Origin of the sequence: Rhizobium sp. J15 (genome assembly GCF_002531825.1) — a bacterium.
Classification (GTDB): Bacteria; Pseudomonadota; Alphaproteobacteria; order Rhizobiales; family Rhizobiaceae; genus Rhizobium.
Window position 1 is genome coordinate 26030 of the sequence record NZ_NWSX01000021.1, and the last position, 16285, is coordinate 42314.

17 protein-coding genes and 2 pseudogenes are annotated in these 16285 nt (G+C 63.4%); 3 read left to right on the top strand and 16 right to left on the bottom strand.

Annotation, left to right across the window (positions count from 1 at the left end; all coding sequences use genetic code 11):
* Positions 1-96: 96 nt before the first annotated feature.
* The 8 genes and pseudogenes from CO670_RS18710 to CO670_RS18745 all read right to left on the bottom strand — a co-directional run bounded on the left by CO670_RS18710 (position 97) and on the right by CO670_RS18745 (position 7177).
* A complete protein-coding gene (locus CO670_RS18710; protein WP_097591619.1) occupies positions 97-567 on the bottom strand; it encodes a cytochrome c-type biogenesis protein in 471 nt (156 codons plus the stop codon).
* Positions 564-2558, bottom strand: coding sequence for a heme lyase CcmF/NrfE family subunit (locus tag CO670_RS18715; RefSeq protein ID WP_097591620.1), 1995 nt, complete (start codon positions 2556-2558; stop codon positions 564-566). The genes CO670_RS18710 and CO670_RS18715 overlap by 4 nt, the downstream gene beginning before the upstream one ends.
* Positions 2555-3037: a cytochrome c maturation protein CcmE gene (gene ccmE, locus CO670_RS18720; RefSeq protein ID WP_097591621.1), complete on the bottom strand. Its 483-nt coding sequence runs from the start codon at positions 3035-3037 to the stop codon at positions 2555-2557. Before ccmE ends, CO670_RS18715 begins: the two co-directional genes overlap by 4 nt.
* Positions 3034-4198, bottom strand: a pseudogene (gene ccmI / locus CO670_RS18725) (c-type cytochrome biogenesis protein CcmI). Before ccmI ends, ccmE begins: the two are co-directional and overlap by 4 nt.
* Before the next feature lie 67 nt (positions 4199-4265).
* Positions 4266-4691, bottom strand: a complete 426-nt coding sequence (locus tag CO670_RS18730; protein ID WP_097591623.1) for a hypothetical protein — start codon at positions 4689-4691, stop codon at positions 4266-4268.
* Positions 4692-4809: 118 nt separating this feature from the next.
* On the bottom strand, positions 4810-6213 hold the full coding sequence (locus CO670_RS18735) for a HAMP domain-containing sensor histidine kinase (RefSeq protein WP_088688095.1): 1404 nt from the start codon (positions 6211-6213) through the stop codon (positions 4810-4812).
* Positions 6203-6874: a response regulator transcription factor gene (locus CO670_RS18740; RefSeq protein ID WP_088688096.1), complete on the bottom strand. Its 672-nt coding sequence runs from the start codon at positions 6872-6874 to the stop codon at positions 6203-6205. The genes CO670_RS18735 and CO670_RS18740 overlap by 11 nt, the downstream gene beginning before the upstream one ends.
* A 54-nt stretch (positions 6875-6928) precedes the next feature.
* The gene (locus tag CO670_RS18745) at positions 6929-7177 is read right to left on the bottom strand and encodes a hypothetical protein (protein ID WP_088674499.1); all 249 of its coding nucleotides are present in this window, start codon (positions 7175-7177) and stop codon (positions 6929-6931) included.
* Between the two features lie 502 nt (positions 7178-7679).
* Here CO670_RS18745 and CO670_RS18750 point away from each other — a divergent pair.
* Entirely contained in the window at positions 7680-8912 is a 1233-nt protein-coding gene (locus CO670_RS18750; protein WP_097591624.1) for an MFS transporter, read from the top strand.
* A gap of 159 nt (positions 8913-9071) precedes the next feature.
* On the opposite strand, the gene CO670_RS18755 is transcribed toward CO670_RS18750, so the two are convergent.
* Together CO670_RS18755 and CO670_RS18760 are read right to left on the bottom strand one after the other, a co-directional pair.
* Positions 9072-9377, bottom strand: a complete 306-nt coding sequence (locus CO670_RS18755) for a Dabb family protein (protein WP_088674497.1) — start codon at positions 9375-9377, stop codon at positions 9072-9074.
* Positions 9378-9397: 20 nt separating this feature from the next.
* A pseudogene (locus CO670_RS18760) lies at positions 9398-10083 on the bottom strand (hypothetical protein).
* Positions 10084-10240: 157 nt separating this feature from the next.
* On the opposite strand from CO670_RS18760, the gene CO670_RS33660 reads away from it, so the two are divergent.
* Positions 10241-10372: a hypothetical protein gene (locus CO670_RS33660; RefSeq protein WP_280950928.1), complete on the top strand. Its 132-nt coding sequence runs from the start codon at positions 10241-10243 to the stop codon at positions 10370-10372.
* Between the two features lie 165 nt (positions 10373-10537).
* Here the strand turns inward: CO670_RS33660 and CO670_RS18765 are convergent, their stop codons facing one another.
* The 4 genes from CO670_RS18765 to CO670_RS18780 form a co-directional block, all read right to left on the bottom strand.
* Positions 10538-11098, bottom strand: coding sequence for a TetR/AcrR family transcriptional regulator (locus CO670_RS18765; protein ID WP_097591625.1), 561 nt, complete (start codon positions 11096-11098; stop codon positions 10538-10540).
* An 11-nt stretch (positions 11099-11109) separates the two neighbouring features.
* Positions 11110-11571: a nuclear transport factor 2 family protein gene (locus CO670_RS18770; RefSeq protein ID WP_097591626.1), complete on the bottom strand. Its 462-nt coding sequence runs from the start codon at positions 11569-11571 to the stop codon at positions 11110-11112.
* Between the two features lie 74 nt (positions 11572-11645).
* The gene (locus CO670_RS18775) at positions 11646-12575 is read right to left on the bottom strand and encodes a pyridoxamine 5'-phosphate oxidase family protein (RefSeq protein WP_097591627.1); all 930 of its coding nucleotides are present in this window, start codon (positions 12573-12575) and stop codon (positions 11646-11648) included.
* Between the two features lie 52 nt (positions 12576-12627).
* Positions 12628-13239 carry a glutathione S-transferase gene (locus CO670_RS18780; RefSeq protein WP_097591628.1) on the bottom strand — a complete coding sequence of 204 codons (612 nt, stop codon included), beginning with the start codon at positions 13237-13239 and terminating at the stop codon, positions 12628-12630.
* A 148-nt stretch (positions 13240-13387) separates the two neighbouring features.
* Between CO670_RS18780 and CO670_RS18785 the strand changes: the two genes are divergently transcribed.
* Positions 13388-14281 carry a LysR family transcriptional regulator gene (locus tag CO670_RS18785; RefSeq protein WP_097591629.1) on the top strand — a complete coding sequence of 298 codons (894 nt, stop codon included), beginning with the start codon at positions 13388-13390 and terminating at the stop codon, positions 14279-14281.
* 2 nt (positions 14282-14283) lie between these two features.
* Here the strand turns inward: CO670_RS18785 and CO670_RS18790 are convergent, their stop codons facing one another.
* Both CO670_RS18790 and CO670_RS18795 read right to left on the bottom strand, forming a co-directional pair.
* Positions 14284-14652: a DUF983 domain-containing protein gene (locus CO670_RS18790; RefSeq protein WP_088674491.1), complete on the bottom strand. Its 369-nt coding sequence runs from the start codon at positions 14650-14652 to the stop codon at positions 14284-14286.
* 219 nt (positions 14653-14871) lie between these two features.
* Positions 14872-16275 (bottom strand): PLP-dependent aminotransferase family protein, encoded by a 1404-nt coding sequence (locus tag CO670_RS18795; protein ID WP_097591630.1) that lies wholly within the window; start codon positions 16273-16275, stop codon positions 14872-14874.
* Between the last annotated feature and the right edge of the window lie 10 nt (positions 16276-16285).

A 16285-nucleotide genomic window follows, 5' to 3' on the forward strand; every position in this document is an offset into this window, starting at 1 on the left:
TTACTGCGAACTGTCCGGCCAATGAAAAGTTCGTAATGTTTGGGATCTTTGCTTGCCCGCATCCGAGCATCGCGGCGGAGGATTGCCGTTTCGGCGTTATTTATCCAGAAGCTCGCTCAGCCGCGCCTGTTCTTCCGCCGTCAGCTTGCTGCCGGTCGGCTTGCCAACCCTCTTGCGGGCAAAGACCAGCAGCGACAAGCCGCCGGCAATGACCAGCAGCACCGGCGCGCCCCAGAGCAGCACCGTCTTGATATTGAAGCGCGGCTTCAGCAGCACGAATTCGCCGTAGCGCGAGACGATATAGTTCAGCACCTGATCGTCGCTGTCGCCATCTTTGATGCGTTCGCGCACCAGCAGGCGCAGATCCTTGGCGAGATCAGCATTAGAATCATCGATCGACTGGTTCTGGCAGACCATGCAGCGCAGCTCCGCCGAAAGCGTCCGGGCACGCGCCTCGAGCGCCGGATCGGCCAGCACCTCGTCGGGATTGACGGCGAAGGCGGAAATTGGCGCGAAGAGGATGAACAGAGCGACGAGGAGACGCGAGGGAAGCCGTGAGCGCGTCATTCCGCCGGCTCCATCGCGGGTGCTGCTGGCTTCGCCTTGGCCTTCCTGCGCGGCGCGCCGACGCGCAGGCGCCGGTCGGACAGGGAGACGAAGCCACCGAGGGCCATGAGAATGGTTCCGCCCCAGATGCAGAGGATGAACGGCTTCCACCAGATGCGCACGACGATGCCGCCGTCCTTGGTGGCGTCGCCGAGCGAGACGTAGAGCTGGCTCAATCCGAAGGTCAGGATGCCGGCCTCCGTCGTCGGCATCTGGCGGGCAGAATAGAGGCGTTTGGCCGACCAGGTGTCGGCGACCGTGACACCGGCGCGCCGGACGGTGAAGTGGCCGCGCTCCTCGCTATAGTTCGGCCCCCTGCCCGCCTGCATGCCGTCGAACTGCAGGCTGTAGCCGCCGGCTTCCGCCGTTTGCCCCGGCTTCATCTCGATGACATGTTCGCTCTGGAAGGTCGTGACCACGACGATGCCGAGCACGGTGACGCCAAGCCCGGCATGGGCAAGCGCGGTGCCGAAGGCCGAGCGCGGCAGGCCGGCAAGGCGGCGCCAGGCAACACCGATGGCGACCTTGCCGATGCCGGCGCGATACCAGAGATCGGCCGCCGCACCAAGGATCAGGAACAGCCCGGCCGCCAGCCCGAGCACGGAGAGCACCGGCCCGCCATGTTCGATATAAAAGAGGATCACAGCCGCGGCGAAGGCCAGCCCCGCCACCGCATAGAGCCGCTGCAGGGCGCCGAGCAGATCGCCGCGCTTCCAGGCAAGCAGCGGCCCGAAGGGCACGATGACGATCAGCGGCGCCATCAACAGGCCGAAGGTCATGTTGAAGAAGGGCGGACCGACGGAGATCTTGTCGCCGGTGATTGTCTCCAGAAGCAGCGGATAGAGCGTGCCGGTCAGCACCGTGCCGCAGGCAACCGTCAGGATCAGATTGTTGAGAACCAGCGCGCCCTCGCGCGAGATCGGCGCAAACAGCCCGCCGGACGAAAGCTTCGGGGCGCGCAGGGCAAACAGCGACAGCGCGCCGCCGATGAAGAGCAAGAGGATGCAAAGGATGAAAACGCCGCGGGAGGGATCGCTGGCGAAGGCATGCACCGAGGTCAGCACGCCGGAGCGCACCAGGAAGGTGCCCATCAGCGATAGCGAGAAGGTCAGGATCGCCAGCAGCACCGTCCAGATCTTCAGCGCCTCGCGCTTTTCCATGACGAGCGCCGAATGCAGCAGCGCCGTGCCGGCGAGCCACGGCATGAAGGAGGCGTTCTCCACCGGATCCCAGAACCACCAGCCGCCCCAGCCGAGCTCGTAATAGGCCCAGTAGGAGCCCATGGCGATGCCGAGCGTCAGGAAGGTCCAGGCGGCGAGCGTCCACGGCCTGACCCAGCGCGCCCAGGCAGCGTCGATCCGGCCTTCCAGAAGGGCTGCGACCGCGAAGGAGAAACAGACGGAGAAGCCGACATAGCCGAGATAGAGCAGCGGCGGATGGATGGCGAGGCCGATATCCTGCAGCACCGGGTTGAGATCCCTGCCCTCGGCCGGCGCCGGATCGAGCCGCAGGAAGGGATTGGAGGTCAGCAGGATGAAGAGCGTGAAGGCGACCGAGATCCAGGCCTGAACGGCAAGCACATTGGCCTTCAGCGTCTCCGGCAGGTTGCGGCCGAAGATGGCGACGAGCGCGCTGAACAGCGTCAGGATCAGAAGCCAGAGCATCATCGATCCCTCGTGATTGCCCCAGACGCCGGAATATTTGTAGATCAGCGGCACCAGCGAGTGCGAATTCTCCCAGACGTTCTCGACCGAGAAGTCGGAGACGACATGGGCGTAGGTCAAAACCGCGAAGGCGAAGCTCACGAGCAGGAACATTGCCAGCGAACCGACGGCGGCGACATCCATCATCGCCCGGTCATGGCGGCGCGCGCCGATGACAGGAACGATCGAAAGAATGAGCGCCGTCGCCAGCGCCAGCACCAGCGCGTAATGGCCGATCTCGATGATCATTGCGTCGCTTTCGCCTCCTGCCCCTGGCCTTCTGCGCCCTCGCCTTCCTTCCACAACCCCTGCTGCTTCAGCCTGTCGGCCACGTCCTTCGGCATATAGGTCTCGTCATGCTTGGCGAGCACGGTGTCGGCGATGAAGACATTCGTTCCCGATGAAAACATGCCCTCGGTGACGACGCCTTGGCCTTCGCGGAAGAGATCGGGAAGAATGCCGGTATATTTCACCTTCACCGCATTGGCGCTGCCGTCGGTGACGGCAAATTCGACCGTCGAACCGGCGCCGCGTACGACGCTGCCTTCACCGACCAGGCCGCCAAGCCGGATGCGGGTTTCCGGCGCCACCGGCGTCTTCGCCAGATCCGCCGGCATGTAGAAATAGGCCACAGACTGGCTGAAGGCGAACATCACCAACAGAACCGCGGCAATGATGAAACCCATCCCGCCACCGATCACGGCTAGGCGCTTCTGCTTGCGGGTCATTCCGTCATTCCCTCCGTGGCTATGCCGAGTTCCCTGGCAAGCGCCAGCAACTGCCTGCCCTGTTCACCGGCGGGCGGAAAGGCCGCAAGCCCGCGCTTCAGCGCGCCGGCTGCGCGCTCCCTGTCGTTCAAGACGGCGTAAGAGCGCACCAGCCGCATCCAGCCCTCGAAATTGTTCGGATCCTGGCTGAGTTTGGCATCGAGGCTTTCGACCATGCCGCGGATCATCTGCTGCCGGTCGCCGGCGCTCATGTCCTCCGCCGCCGCCACATCTTCCTCGGTTGGGTTGCCGGGAGCAGCCGGATTGGCGGCCGGCGCACCGCCGTTCATCGCAATATGTTCGCTGACGAGCGGCAGCCAGGGCGCATCGGGGGGTGATTGTTTCGCCAGCGCCTCAAAGGCCTGGCGGGCCTCGTCGCGCCGTCCCGCCTGCTCCAGACTCAGCGCAATATAGAAGCGCGCCCGCGGATTGTCCGGCTCCAGCGTCAGCGACTGTTCGAGAACCTGGCGCGCCTCCTCGGTCACCACACCGTCGGAGACCGCCATCAGCGTTTCGGCCAGACCGTCGAGCCGGATGGGGCTCGGGCCAAGAAGGCGGATGGCGTTGCGGTAGGCAGCCTGCGCGTCATCAACCCGCATCGTGCGCAAATAGATCGGCGCCAGCACGTCCCAGCCCTTGCCGTCATCGGGATTTTGTACCAGATGCCGCTCCGCCTTGGCGATCAGCATGGCCACATCGCTGCCGGGATTTTCCAGCCGCGCTTCCAGCGGCTGCGACGGCAGGTCCGGCCTGCCCGTCGTCAAATAAAGACAGAGCCCGAAAACGGGCAGGAGCAAGAGAACGAAGGCCTCGGTGACACGGTGATGCCGTGCAGCCTTCGGCTTCTCGGCAGGCTCATCGACAGAAACGGCAATCAGCCGCCGGCCGATTTCCGCCCTGGCATAATCGGCTTCTTCAGGGCTGATCAGCCCACCATCGAGATCCCGATCGAGTTCGCGCAGCTGGTCGCGATAGACCGCCGCCTCGCCCACGCGGCTATCCTCAGCCACCTTCGCTCCGCGCAGAAGGGGGTAGAGCAGGACGGCGGCGACGACTGCCGTCAGAACGGCAACGAGAATCCAGAACAGCATATCGGCCCAAATACGTGAAGCGCGCCGCTATTCCAACTGCCAAAGCCGGAATGACGAAGATTTGAGGCTATTCGCCGCAATAGGGACCGAAAACCACCTCAGCCGAGCGGCGACCAGGTGCCGTCTTCATTGCGGCAGGCAACGCCCCGCACCACCGTTTCCTTGCCGTCGGCGGTCACTGTGTGGGTATATTGCCGGCAATTCTGCGAACCGACCTGATAGGGTGCCGCCGCAACGACCTTGCCGCTGACGCCCTTGCCGGTCCAGAGGACAGGCTGGCCCACGGCCGCACCTTCCAGCGCCCGGTATTCCGCCTCGAGCGCCCGCTGCTTGTCGCTGTCGCTCAGGCTCACGCCGCTGCGGCCGACGATGCCGCCCTGCAGCGCGGTGATGAAGGTGGCCGAAGCCGGCGGCTTGCTCGAAAAAATGCCGCGCGAAGCGGCGCCCTTCGTCGTCGTGCAGCCGGATAGCGCAACGGCGACGAAAAGGGCCGAAACGATCATGCCTTGCGAGCGTAAAATCATTGCGTCGAACCACGATCAGAGGTCAAAATCAGCCGATCGAAGTGCAGCGTCCCCGTGTCAGCATTAAGGCAAAGCATGCTATGCAATTGCCACTATCTTTGTGGCATCAAGCAGTTGCTCATGCAACATCCTTTGTGACACCGGGGAGGATAAGCTTCGCCTTCAGCCCGCCCCATTCGCCGCGGGATAGCTCGAGCCGCCCCTGATATTCGTTGGAAATCTCGGTGACGATCGACAGGCCGAGACCGGTTCCAGGCTTGCTTTCGTCGAGCCTGCGGCCGCGCTTCAGCGCTTCCCGGATCTGATCCGGCTCCAGCCCCGGCCCGTCATCTTCGACGGCGAGCTCCACCCAGTGGCGGCGCGCGCTCGCCTCTGTGCCTTTCACGTCCTCGCCGGCCTCGACGGCGGAAAGCCGCACGCGGCTCTTGGCGAAACGCGCCGCATTTTCGAGGAGATTGCCGACGGTCTCCTCCAGATCCTGCTGCTCCATGGCGACGGCGAGATGCGGCGGTGAGACCGTAAGATCGAATTGGGTGTCGACGTTCAGGCGGCGCATGACGCGCACCAGCCGCTCCAGCGCCGGCTCGGCATCGGTGCGGGCGAGCACGGATTCGCGTTGCGCGGCGATGCGCGCCCGGTTGAGATAGGACTGCACTTGGCCCTGCATGGATTCCGCCTGGCTGCGCACCAGCTCGCCATGGGATTTTTCCAGCACCCGCGCCTCGTTCAGAAGAACGGCGATCGGCGTCTTCAGCGAATGGGCGAGGTTGCCGACCTGCATGCGCGCCCGTTCGACGATGCGGCGGTTGCTGTCGATCAGCGCATTCACTTCGTTTGCCAGCGGCAGGATCTCCCGCGGAAAATCGCCCTTCAGCTGCTCGCTCTCGCCGGCGCGGATGCGCTCCAAGGCAGCGCGCGCCTTGTCGAGCGGCTTGAGGCCATAAAGAATCGCCAGCGCATTGACGATCAGGCTGCCGACGCCGAAGCCGGCGAGCGCCAGATAGAGACTGTGGGAAAAGGTGCGCACGTCGTCTTCGACGACATCGACATTGCCGGTGACGCGGAAGCGCGCCGCGCGGCCGTCGGTGTCGAGCACCACTTCGGTTTCGGCCACCTGCACGCGGTTTCCGGAGGCGTCGGTCACCTGATAGTAGCGCTCGTAGTTCTTGTCGAAGGGCGCCTCGACGACGGAGGGAACCGGAATGAGCGCCGAGCCGAGCGAGGGCGATACCAGCGGCGCGGTCGTATAGGTGCCGAGCGGTTCCACCACCCAATACCAGCCGGTCTTCGGCTGGGCGAAGCGCAGGTCACCAAGCTGCGGACTGCCGCTCAGCGCGCCCTGGTCGCCGATCGTCACCGAATTGATGACGTTGTAGAGCTGCGCCCGCAGCAGGTCCTGAAAGCCGCGCTCCGCGCTCTTGCGGTAAAGCGTGGAGATCAGCAGGCCGATCACCACAAGCGCCACCGTCGACCAGACCGTGGTCAGCAGCAGCACACGTGCGGTGAGCGACTTAATTCGCATGTTTCGGCGCTTGGATGCGGTAGCCGAGACCGCGCACCGTTTCGATCAGATCGACGCCCATCTTCTTGCGCAGGCGGCCGACGAAGACCTCGATCGTGTTGGAATCGCGGTCGAAATCCTGGTCGTACATGTGTTCGACCAATTCCGTGCGCGAGACGACCTCGCCCATGTGATGCATGAGATAGGCAAGCAGGCGATATTCGTGCGAGGTCAGTTTCAGCGCCGTGCCGTTGACAGTCGCCTTGGAAGACTTGGTGTCGAGCCGCACCGGGCCGCAGACGATCTCGGACGAAGCATGCCCGGCCGCACGCCGGATCAGCGCCCGGATGCGCGCCAGCACCTCCTCGACATGGAACGGCTTGGTGACGTAATCGTCGGCGCCGGCATCGATGCCGGCGACCTTGTCGCTCCAGCGGTCGCGCGCCGTCAGGATTAGCACCGGCATGCCGCGGCCGGCGCCACGCCATTTTTCAAGCACCGTCACACCGTCCATCTCGGGCAGGCCGATATCGAGGATGATGGCATCATAGGGTTCGGTATCGCCGAGGTAATGGCCCTCTTCGCCGTCGAACGCCTGGTCGACGACATAGCCCGCCTCCTTCAGCGTGTCGGCAAGCTGCCGGTTCAGATTAACGTCGTCTTCGACTACCAGAATGCGCATCGGTCCGCCTTCGTCCGCTTCAAATCGATCATGTCCTGAATAAGCCGATTCCGCTTACATCGGAACCTTTACCGTCACTTTGCGTGGACGCTGGCCGTTCCCCTGCACGAGAACGGTGATGATGCAGGTATCGCCCACCGGTTGCACAGACAGCAGCTGGCCGCCGGTCTGCTCTACGACCTGGGCTGCGGCGGCGCTGCAATCGCCCGCCACCCGCACGACAAATGTTTCCGCGGCGTCCGGTGAGGGCGCCGATACCACCAGTCCGGCGGCCAATGCTGCGACGCTCAGAGGAAAGGCCATGTGCTATGCTTTCAAGGTAATCCAACTTGCTGCGAATATGTACTCACGCGACCTGAATGGCAAATGAATGCGCTGTATTGCAGGGTATTTAGAACCATTCTCGCCTTTTGGCGGCCGCCGATTTCAGCCGCCCGAATCGCCGCCGCGGCAAGCCTCGGCGCTAACTTCCGCACATCGAAACAATGCCTTTCCGCCGACATGGCCAAGGGGCTCGCATGCCTCCCCAAAGGAGCGGGCAACCGGCGAGACTCACGCGCGGCAACCGTTCCGAATCGGCTGCGCCGCACCGACGTCATGGTCACGGGCGGCGCCGACACGTCTCATCGCCCCAATCGTCCAGGAATTGTACCAGTCTTTCATGTCAATCATGCCATCGCTCTTATATTTTACTTTCGAGGAAAAGCGCAGGCCAGAGCGCCGGACCTGGTTTGGGCGGCTTTCACCGGCGGATTGAAACTGCTACGGTCGCGCAACTCCCGCATTTCACGCCTTCTCAGCACCGATGCCAAAATTCTTCCGCCACCGCTCGGCGCAGACGGTCATCGTCCTCGCCGTTACCCAGCTGATCGGCTGGGGCACGACGTTCGACATGCTCGGCGTCATGGGCCGCACCGTCGCGCCCGATCTCGGCCTGCCGAACGAGGCGGCGTTTGCCGGCCTGACGATCATGATGACGGTCAGCGCCATCGCCGGTCCCGCGACCGGACGCTGGCTCGGCCGCTATGGCGCCGCTCGGGTGCTTTCGGCCGCCTCGCTGATCTTCGCGCTCGGCCTGCTTCTGCTTGCCGCCGCAAGCGACATCATGCTCTATGCCGCCGGCTGGATCGTCATCGGCCTTGGCGGCGCGCTCGGCCTATCGGCGCCGGCCTATACGGCCGTCGTCGAGCGTGAAGGGCTGAACGGCAAACGTGTCATCGCCATTCTGATGCTGTTCACCGGGCTTTCGAGCGCCATCTTTTGGCCGATCCTCAGCCTTCTCAACGAAGCGGTCGGCTGGCGCCTTACCTTCGTCGTCTGCGCGGCGCTGCAATTCTTCATCTGCCTGCCGCTGCATCTTTTTGCCCTGCCGAAGCCGAGCGCGACGCATGTCGAAGGCGCCGCGGCGGAAATCGCCCCGGTGCCGCTGTCGAAGATGGCGCAGCGCAAGGCCTTCCTGCTGATTGCAGCCGCCACGACGATCACGACCTTCATTACCTTCGGCATCTCGCCGTCGCTGCTCGAAATCTTCCGCCAGTCCGGCGCTTCGCCGGCCTTCGCGCTGCAGCTCGGCTCGGCCCGCGGCGTTCTCGGCATCTCGGCGCGTTTCCTCGACATGCTGCTCGGCCGACGCGGCAATCCCATGCTCAGCGCGGCAATGGGCATCGGCATGATGGCGAGCAGTTTTCTGATCATGCTGGCCGCCAGTCCGTCGACGCCGCTGCTGATCTCTTTCATCCTGCTCTATGGCTTCGGCGCCGGCGTCATGACCGTCGCCCGCGCGCTGCTGCCGCTCGCGCTGTTTTCACCGCGCGAATTCGGCCTGCAATCGGCGCGGCTGTCGCTGCCGCAAAACCTCGCCAACGCCATCGCTCCGGTCATCTTCACCGCCATCCTCGACCGCGCCGGCACCGGCCCGGCGCTTGCAACCGCCGCCGTTTTGGCAGCCTTGTCGCTGGTCTTCGTGCTCATGCTCATGGCGCTGGTGCGCGGCGCCCGCGCTACCCAACCGAGCCCGGTCGTGCCCCAGGAGCTTTGATGGGGCATCAATCGCGAATCTTTTGAATCGCTTGCCGCTGCTTTTTCGAACGTTGAATCCGGTGGCTCAAATGTTGAATCAACTTCGGACGATCTGAATCCGAAAAATCATTCATCCATTTGAATCTCAATGGAGAGCCGCGGCGAAAGCCTGCGAAATTCAGAGCGCCTGCTTCACCGCTGTGCGGCTGTCGTAATCGGCGGCGATGCGCTTTTCCCGGAGCGGCCGCACGCGCTCGATCGAGAGCTGGTAATCCGGATGCGCCTTATAGGCGGCAAGAGCCGCCTCGTCGTCGAATTCGCCATAGACCACAAGGTCGATCTCGGTGCCCAGCTGATCGGTCTTCACATTGGTGCCAATCTCGAGCAGCCGCGCATGGGGAATTCCGGTCAGGATTGAAAGCCCGGCCCTCACCTCCTCCAGATGTTCCTCCGGCACGGTGAAGAAGACGATGTGGCGGATCACGCGGAAGCTCCTGTCAGATTTCAGAGTGTCAGCCGCGCGATAACACGCAAGCCCCGGGCCTTCAACCGCGTAAGCGGTCAGATGCAGCATCGAGACGTATCGCCGCATCGAAGGCCATGGCATAGGCCGCGAGCTTCTCCGCCCGATCGGTGCCGTTGACGATGCGGCGGGCATTCAGCCAGTCCTCGGTCGTCTCATTCAGGTGATCTTCGAGCTTGTGGCCGGTGAAACTGCCCTGCAGCATGCCTTCGATCAGGATCGTCACCGCCACATCCATTTCCATCGCCCGGTCGGGCTCGGCAACGAGGTCGATACCGGTCAGCACGCTCATCGCCTCATAGTTCCGCTTATGGGTGAGCTGCACCAGGCCGCGCCCCAGCCAGCTGCGGCCATCCTCGTCCGGCCGCCAGTATGGCGTCCTCACCCAGGACAGCCTGCCTCCTGAAAAGGCCGCTTCCAGGATCTCGATCGCGCGCGCATCGCTTTCCGCCAGCGTCTCGCGCACGGGCTGCATGGTATAGGCGGTCTCGTGAAAGGCGGTTGCCAGGATGTAAGCGAGCCACCGACGGTCGGCATCGGCAAAGCGCCGTTCCCAAGCGTCGAGAATCGCAGTGATGCCCACTACCTGAAGCTGAGTGATTTCCCCTTTGAAGAGTGCATCCCGCACCGCGTCAAAAAAGAGTACCCTATCCATGTGGACAACCATCCCGCGCTTTACCTGTCGTATCAAAGTTAACATCACCTTAATCGATTAAAATCAACTTAATCGTTTAAAGCGTTTAACCCCCTGATTTACACGCCAATTATCTTGTGCAATGCATCTGCCTGCCCTGAAGCCTTGACCCCGAAAGAGGAGACTTCCGATGCAGACGCCCGCCAATACACAAACCACCATTCCCCAGCACGTGGTCGACCAGATGGAAAATGAGTGGCGCCAGATTCGCCTTGAACGGGAAAATCCCCGTCCGGCCCAGCAGCCTCAACAGCAGCGCTGAGACATATACTCAAAGCGGCGCCGATGTAAGGCCAGCGCTTGATCGGGCCGCTCGTCCGCTCTTTCCAGCGCTTCGCCACGCCCCACCTAAAGCGCCGTCAATGCCCGCCCAATGCCCCGGCCAGTCGATAATGGCCGGTTTTTTGATGTCTCTTCGGCTGAGATCTCATTGCACCGCAGCGTCAAGCCGTCTCGCCAGCGTTTCCAGCGACCGGGTGAAAACCGTTTTGTCGCCTAGCGCGCGAGACAGCACCAGTGCGCCCTGGATGCCGGAGACGCATTCCTCGGCGAGCGCCTGCGCCTCTTCCCCAGTGCAGCCCGCCCGCGTCAGCGCCGCACCCAATGCATCGATCCAGCGGGTGAAATAATTGCCGATCGCAGCCGAAAACCGTTCCCTGGTGTCATCGAGCGCGAAAGCCCCGACGAGGCAGATGCGGCCGCCGGAGCGAAAATAATCGTTCACATTCGTCCACATGGCGGCGATCGCCTTGCGGACGTCGTCGTTTCTCAGCGGCCGATAGATCGCGTGTTCGAACCAGGCGTCGATCTCGGCAATGACAGCGCTTGCCATCTCCTCCTTGCCGCCGGGAAAGAAGTGATACAGGCTGCCCTTGCCAATGCCGGTGCGTTCGGTGATCCGGCTGAGCGACGTGCCCTCGTAGCCGAGCTCGCGGAAGATTTCCGCCAGCAGCGGCACGACGTCGGCGCGTTCATGAACTGTCTTCACCCGCACGACCTTCAGAGGCCGAGTTCGGTGAGACCGGGATGATCGTCCGGTCGCCGGCCGAGCGGCCAGTGATATTTACGATCCGATTCTTGAATCGGCAGGTCGTTGATCGATGCGAAGCGACGCTGCATCAGGCCGGCGGCATCGAATTCCCAGTTCTCATTGCCGTAGGAACGGAACCAGTTGCCGCTGTCATCACGCCATTCATAAGCGAAGCGCACCGCGATGCGATTATCGGTGAAGGCCCAGATCTCCTTGATCAGCCGGTAATCCAACTCCTTTGCCCATTTGCGGGTGAGGAAGGCGACGATCTCGGCGCGGCCGGTGATGAACTCGGCGCGGTTCCGCCAGCGGCTGTCGGGGGTATAGACGAGCGAGACACGCTCGGGATCGCGGCTGTTCCAGCCATCCTCGGCAAGGCGGACTTTCTGGGTGGCGGTTTCCAGGGTGAAGGGCGGAATGAGGCTGGACATCGGATCTCCTGTACTTATCAGTCTTGACTGTACCTATCGGTACAAATATTGGCAAGGCGCCTTTGGACAGGATTTCAGACGGGCTCCGAGTTCCATCGCAGCGGCAGAGCATCCGGGCGAAATACGATGTGTTCGGGCGTGAAGCGCCACAGCCGTTCCGCCCGCTGGAAGGTTGCGATATCAGGCGAAGAGAGCAGCACCTCTGCCCTTCCCCTCATCTGCAGCAGGTCGCCGGTTTCAAAATCGACGAAGACCAGCCCCGCCTTCGGATTGACCAGGAAGTTGCCGAGCGTGTTGAAAAACCGATTGCCGGGAAAATCGGGAACGGTCAGTACGCCGTCGGCGCCGACACGCACGAAACCGGCATAACCGCCGCGATGGGACACATCCACCTGCCGCTCGCCGTTCTCGCGGTCGACATAGGAGGCGACGAAAAACGTGTCGGCCTGCTCGACGAGCCGCCGCGCCCGATCATCGAGCTGAACGGAATGGCGCGGCGGCACAGCTGTCGGCACATCGGGATCGCGGACGAAGGCAGAGGAGCGGAACTGGATGTATTGCGGACAATTGCCGAAGCTTTGGCCGACGCGCACGCGGAACGCCTCGGCGTCCATCCTGTGGATCGCGCCGTTCAGCCGATTGCGCCGCCGCGTTTCCAGCTGGATTCCGAGCATCGCAATTGCATCGCCATCCTCCATGCCGCTGTCGGCAGGATCGGCCGGGTCGCGCGGCAGGCGGACGTCAAGAGCCTCCGGGTCCGGCGAGGACATGAAACCCGGCCGTCCGGCCCGCACCGTCGCCCAAACGTCACCCTTCGCATCGACCGCGCCGAGCACGACGAAGGGCAGCATCGGAAAGAAGGCGCGGTGCTGTTCCGGCATGGCCCGGCGGACGAAATTCCGTCCGGGCCCGTCCATGCGCTCGACGACGCCGACGCTGCGCTGCATGGCGAGCTCGCCTTCGTGCCAAGGCGACGGAGCATCCTGTCTTGTCTGATCCATCATGACCTCCTTTGGGGTGATCGGAAGCGGGAGCGGCCATCCGCCCCGTTGGCTCTTATGCGGCAAGGCCGATCTTTGTCTTGCGGAAGCCGACGAAACCCGGCAGCGCCTCGATGCGCGCCAGCCAATCGCGGACACGTGGATAGGCCGAAATATCGACATTGCCCTCCGGCGCATTGGCGATGTAGCTGTAGAGCGCGATATCGGCGATCACAGGATCGCTGCCGAGCAGGAAGCGGCGGCCGTCGAGCTCTGCCTCGATCAATGAGAGGATGCGATGCGCCCGGGCGATCACCTCCTCGGTGCGGAAATCGGCGCCGAAAACGGTGACCAGGCGTGCGGCACATGGCCCATAGGCGATTTCGCCCGCGGCGACCGAAAGCCACTTCTGCACCCGCGCAGCCGCGACCGCCTCCACCGGCAGCCAGTCGGTGCGGCCATATTTGCGCGCGAGATAGACGAGGATGGCGGAGGAATCGGCAATCACCGTGCCGTCGTCGTCGAGCACCGGCACCTGGCCGAAGGAATTGAGCTTGAGAAACTCCGGCGCCTTGTGAGCGCCCGCCGCCAAATCGACTTCGATCAATTCATAAGGCACGCCAAGCAGCGACAGGAACAGGTGAGCCCGGTGCGCGTGGCCGGAAAGCGGGTGATAATAAAGCTTCATGACGAGGTCCTCTGATCTTCTGGTGAAGGCAAGCTTGCGCGTTCGAAGATGGCTGGTTGCGCAATCTGCAGGCAAATCTATTGCCTTCCATCCACTGCCACTAGAATGCTAATCTGGAAGCCGTTCTATCATTTTTTGGAAGGCTGGAATGGACCGTCTCGACGCCATGACCGTGCTTCTCGCCGTTGTCGAACAGGGGAGCCTGTCGGCCGCTTCGCGGCATCTGCGTTTGCCGCTTGCCACCGTCAGCCGCAAGGTTTCGGACCTGGAAGCACATCTCAATGCCCGGCTGCTGCAAAGGACGAACCGCAAGGTCGCGCTGACCGAGGCCGGCCGCTCCTATGTGGAGGCGGCGCGCGAGATTCTCGGTCGGGTGGAGGAGGCGGAACGAGCGGCGGCGGGCGAATACAGCGCGCCGAAGGGCGAATTGACGATGACGGCGCCGATCGTTTTCGGGCGGCTGCATGTCCTGCCGGTCGTGGTGGATTTCCTGAAGGCCTACCCCGAGATCAATCTGCGGCTGATGCTGGGAGACCGGGTGTCCAACCTCGTCGAGGACCACATCGATCTCGCGCTCAGGATCGGCAACCTGCCGGACAGCAATCTGATCGCCACAAGGCTCGGCGCGATCCGCCGCACGGTCTATGCCAGCCCGGATTACCTGGCGCGGCATATGGTGCCCAAACATCCGCGCGATCTTTCGGCCCATGACTGCATTACCTTCGAGGGCATGGCCTCGACGCGAAGCTGGACATTCATCGACGGGAAACACGACCTGCTCGTGCCGATCCGCTCCCGGCTTGCCGTCAATACGGCCGAAGCCGCGGTCGATGCCGCCGTCGCCGGTCTCGGCATCACCCGCGTTCTCTCCTATCAGGCCGCGCGCGCCGAGAAGACCGGCCGGCTGGTGCCGCTGCTTGCGGATTTCGAGCCACCGCCGGCGCCGGTGCATCTCGTCTACCCCTCACAGGGTCTGGTGCCCTTGAAGCTGCGGGCGTTGATCGATTTTGCGACGCCGCGCCTGCGCGCGACGCTGAAGTAGCGTCAGGCGATCCTGCCCTCCTCCGCCTTGTAGAAATACTGGCTGGCGACCAGCCAGCCCTTGAGAGGCCGGAGGGGAGGAATGCAGGTGGCGAGCATGAATGGGCCGGTGAACAGGAACTGCGCCCAAATCGGTGCTGAAAAGGCCACTTCCAGCCAGACGCCGAGCAGCACGCTCGGGATGCAGGCGAAGCAGATGACGAAGAAGGCCGGACCGTCGGCCGGATCGGCGAAGGAATAATCGAGGCCGCAGACCTCGCATTCCGGCCGTAATGTCAGGAAGCCCTTGAACATATGGCCCTGGCCGCAGCGCGGGCAGCGGCCCCTGATTCCGGTCTGCATCGGAGGAAGTGGGGGATATTCGGTATCCATGGTGCCTCGCTTTCGATCCACAGGCATTGATGCAATCAATGCCATAAATGTATGCATTCAATATAATTACATTAGACCGCTTTCGCCGATCAATTTGTCAGAATGACGCAGATCCGCGATGGCTAAGGCAGCTGGTTGCCGCGCCCGGGCGCGGCACGGAAACCGCACTTGCGTGGCAGCGGCAAAGCTCTGGGTGATTGGTGATTTCAGCGCCGCTCGTCAGAAGAACGAAGCGGCCATCTCCGGCGGGCCTTCGAGCGCATGGGCCATGAATTCCAGTGCGCCCTGCAGTTTCTCCCGCGTGATCGGACCGCCGAGGCAGACCCGCACAGCCTCCGGGGCGGCGCCCTCGACCGTGAAGGCATCACTTGCCACCACACCGATGCCCGAGGAGCGCATATGGCTGCCGAATGTGGAGCGGGTCCAGCCGTTCGACAAGGGCAGCCAGATGTTGAAACTCAGCGGATCGGCGCGATAGCTGCCGGCAGGCAGGATTTCAGCCACCATCTGCTGGCGCGCGGCAGCCTCGGCGCGGATGAACCGCAGGATCGCATCCGCCGTCCCATCCTCGATCCAGCGGGTGACGAGCGCCACGTTCAGCGGCGAGGCCATCACATTATTGGCGCGCATGGCGCTGACGAAAGGCCAGACGGCCTTGGTATCCGGCGCCACGACATAGGCAAGGCGCAGGCCCGCGCCGATGCATTTTGCCAGCCCGCCGATATGCCAGGTCAGATCAGGGGCTATTGCCGCAAGCGGCGACGCCCCCTCCAACGGAATGAAGCCATAGGCATCGTCCTCGACGATCGGCACCTGATATTTGCGGGCAACGGCTGCGATCTCCTCGCGGCGCCCGGCGGGGATCGTCAGCGTCATCGGGTTCTGCAGCGTCGGATTGACATAGAGCGCCCTCGGCTTCAGGCTCTCGCAGGCCTTGGCAAAGGCGTCCGGCAGGATACCGTCCTCATCCATCGGCAGGCCGGCGAGATTGAGCCGCAGCTGGGCGGCGATCGAGCGCATGCCGGGATAGGTGATGATTTCCGAAAGCACGGTCTCGCCGGGTTTTGCGAGCAGGCCGAAGATCGCAAGTAGCGCCGGATGGGCGCCTGGCGTGACGAAGATCCGCTCCTGCGCTGGCTTCAGCCCGCGGCGGCCAAGCCAGGCGGAAGCGGCTTCCTTGTCCATGCCGGCGCCGCCGAAACCCTGGTAGCGCAGCAGCGGAACGAGGTTTGCCGCCACCGCAGACATGCCCTCACGCATGCGCGCGATCAGTTCCGGATCATCCGGTTCCGGCGGCATGTTCATCGAAAAATCGACGATGGATGCGCGGCGGGGATCGGACGCGGCCTCCGGCGCGAAAGCCCGGCGTTCCCTGTCGGCGCCACCGGTGACGAAAGTGCCCCGGCCGACATGGGAATCGACAAGGCCACGCTTTTGCGCCTCGACATAGCCTCTTGCCACCGTGGTGAAGTCGACATTCAGCCGCTTGGCGAGTTCGCGTTGCGGCGGCAGCCTATCCCCCGCCGCCAGATGCCCGCTGCGCAGATCCATTTCGATCAGATCGGCAATCGCCATATAGCGGGGGCTGCTGCTGCGGCTGAGATCGGGATGCCAATCCTTCATTTCGGATCCA

Bases quoted from the DNA above. Each gene is read 5' to 3' on its own strand.
- CO670_RS18710 (WP_097591619.1), bottom strand. From the start codon at position 567: ATGACGCGCTCACGGCTTCCCTCGCGTCTCCTCGTCGCTCTGTTCATC.
- CO670_RS18715 (WP_097591620.1), bottom strand. From the start codon at position 2,558: ATGATCATCGAGATCGGCCATTACGCGCTGGTGCTGGCGCTGGCGACG.
- ccmE (WP_097591621.1), bottom strand. From the start codon at position 3,037: ATGACCCGCAAGCAGAAGCGCCTAGCCGTGATCGGTGGCGGGATGGGT.
- CO670_RS18730 (WP_097591623.1), bottom strand. From the start codon at position 4,691: ATGATTTTACGCTCGCAAGGCATGATCGTTTCGGCCCTTTTCGTCGCC.
- CO670_RS18735 (WP_088688095.1), bottom strand. From the start codon at position 6,213: ATGCGAATTAAGTCGCTCACCGCACGTGTGCTGCTGCTGACCACGGTC.
- CO670_RS18740 (WP_088688096.1), bottom strand. From the start codon at position 6,874: ATGCGCATTCTGGTAGTCGAAGACGACGTTAATCTGAACCGGCAGCTT.
- CO670_RS18745 (WP_088674499.1), bottom strand. From the start codon at position 7,177: ATGGCCTTTCCTCTGAGCGTCGCAGCATTGGCCGCCGGACTGGTGGTA.
- CO670_RS18750 (WP_097591624.1), top strand. From the start codon at position 7,680: ATGCCAAAATTCTTCCGCCACCGCTCGGCGCAGACGGTCATCGTCCTC.
- CO670_RS33660 (WP_280950928.1), top strand. From the start codon at position 10,241: ATGCAGACGCCCGCCAATACACAAACCACCATTCCCCAGCACGTGGTC.
- CO670_RS18770 (WP_097591626.1), bottom strand. From the start codon at position 11,571: ATGTCCAGCCTCATTCCGCCCTTCACCCTGGAAACCGCCACCCAGAAA.
- CO670_RS18775 (WP_097591627.1), bottom strand. From the start codon at position 12,575: ATGATGGATCAGACAAGACAGGATGCTCCGTCGCCTTGGCACGAAGGC.
- CO670_RS18780 (WP_097591628.1), bottom strand. From the start codon at position 13,239: ATGAAGCTTTATTATCACCCGCTTTCCGGCCACGCGCACCGGGCTCAC.
- CO670_RS18785 (WP_097591629.1), top strand. From the start codon at position 13,388: ATGGACCGTCTCGACGCCATGACCGTGCTTCTCGCCGTTGTCGAACAG.
- CO670_RS18790 (WP_088674491.1), bottom strand. From the start codon at position 14,652: ATGGATACCGAATATCCCCCACTTCCTCCGATGCAGACCGGAATCAGG.
- CO670_RS18795 (WP_097591630.1), bottom strand. From the start codon at position 16,275: ATGAAGGATTGGCATCCCGATCTCAGCCGCAGCAGCAGCCCCCGCTAT.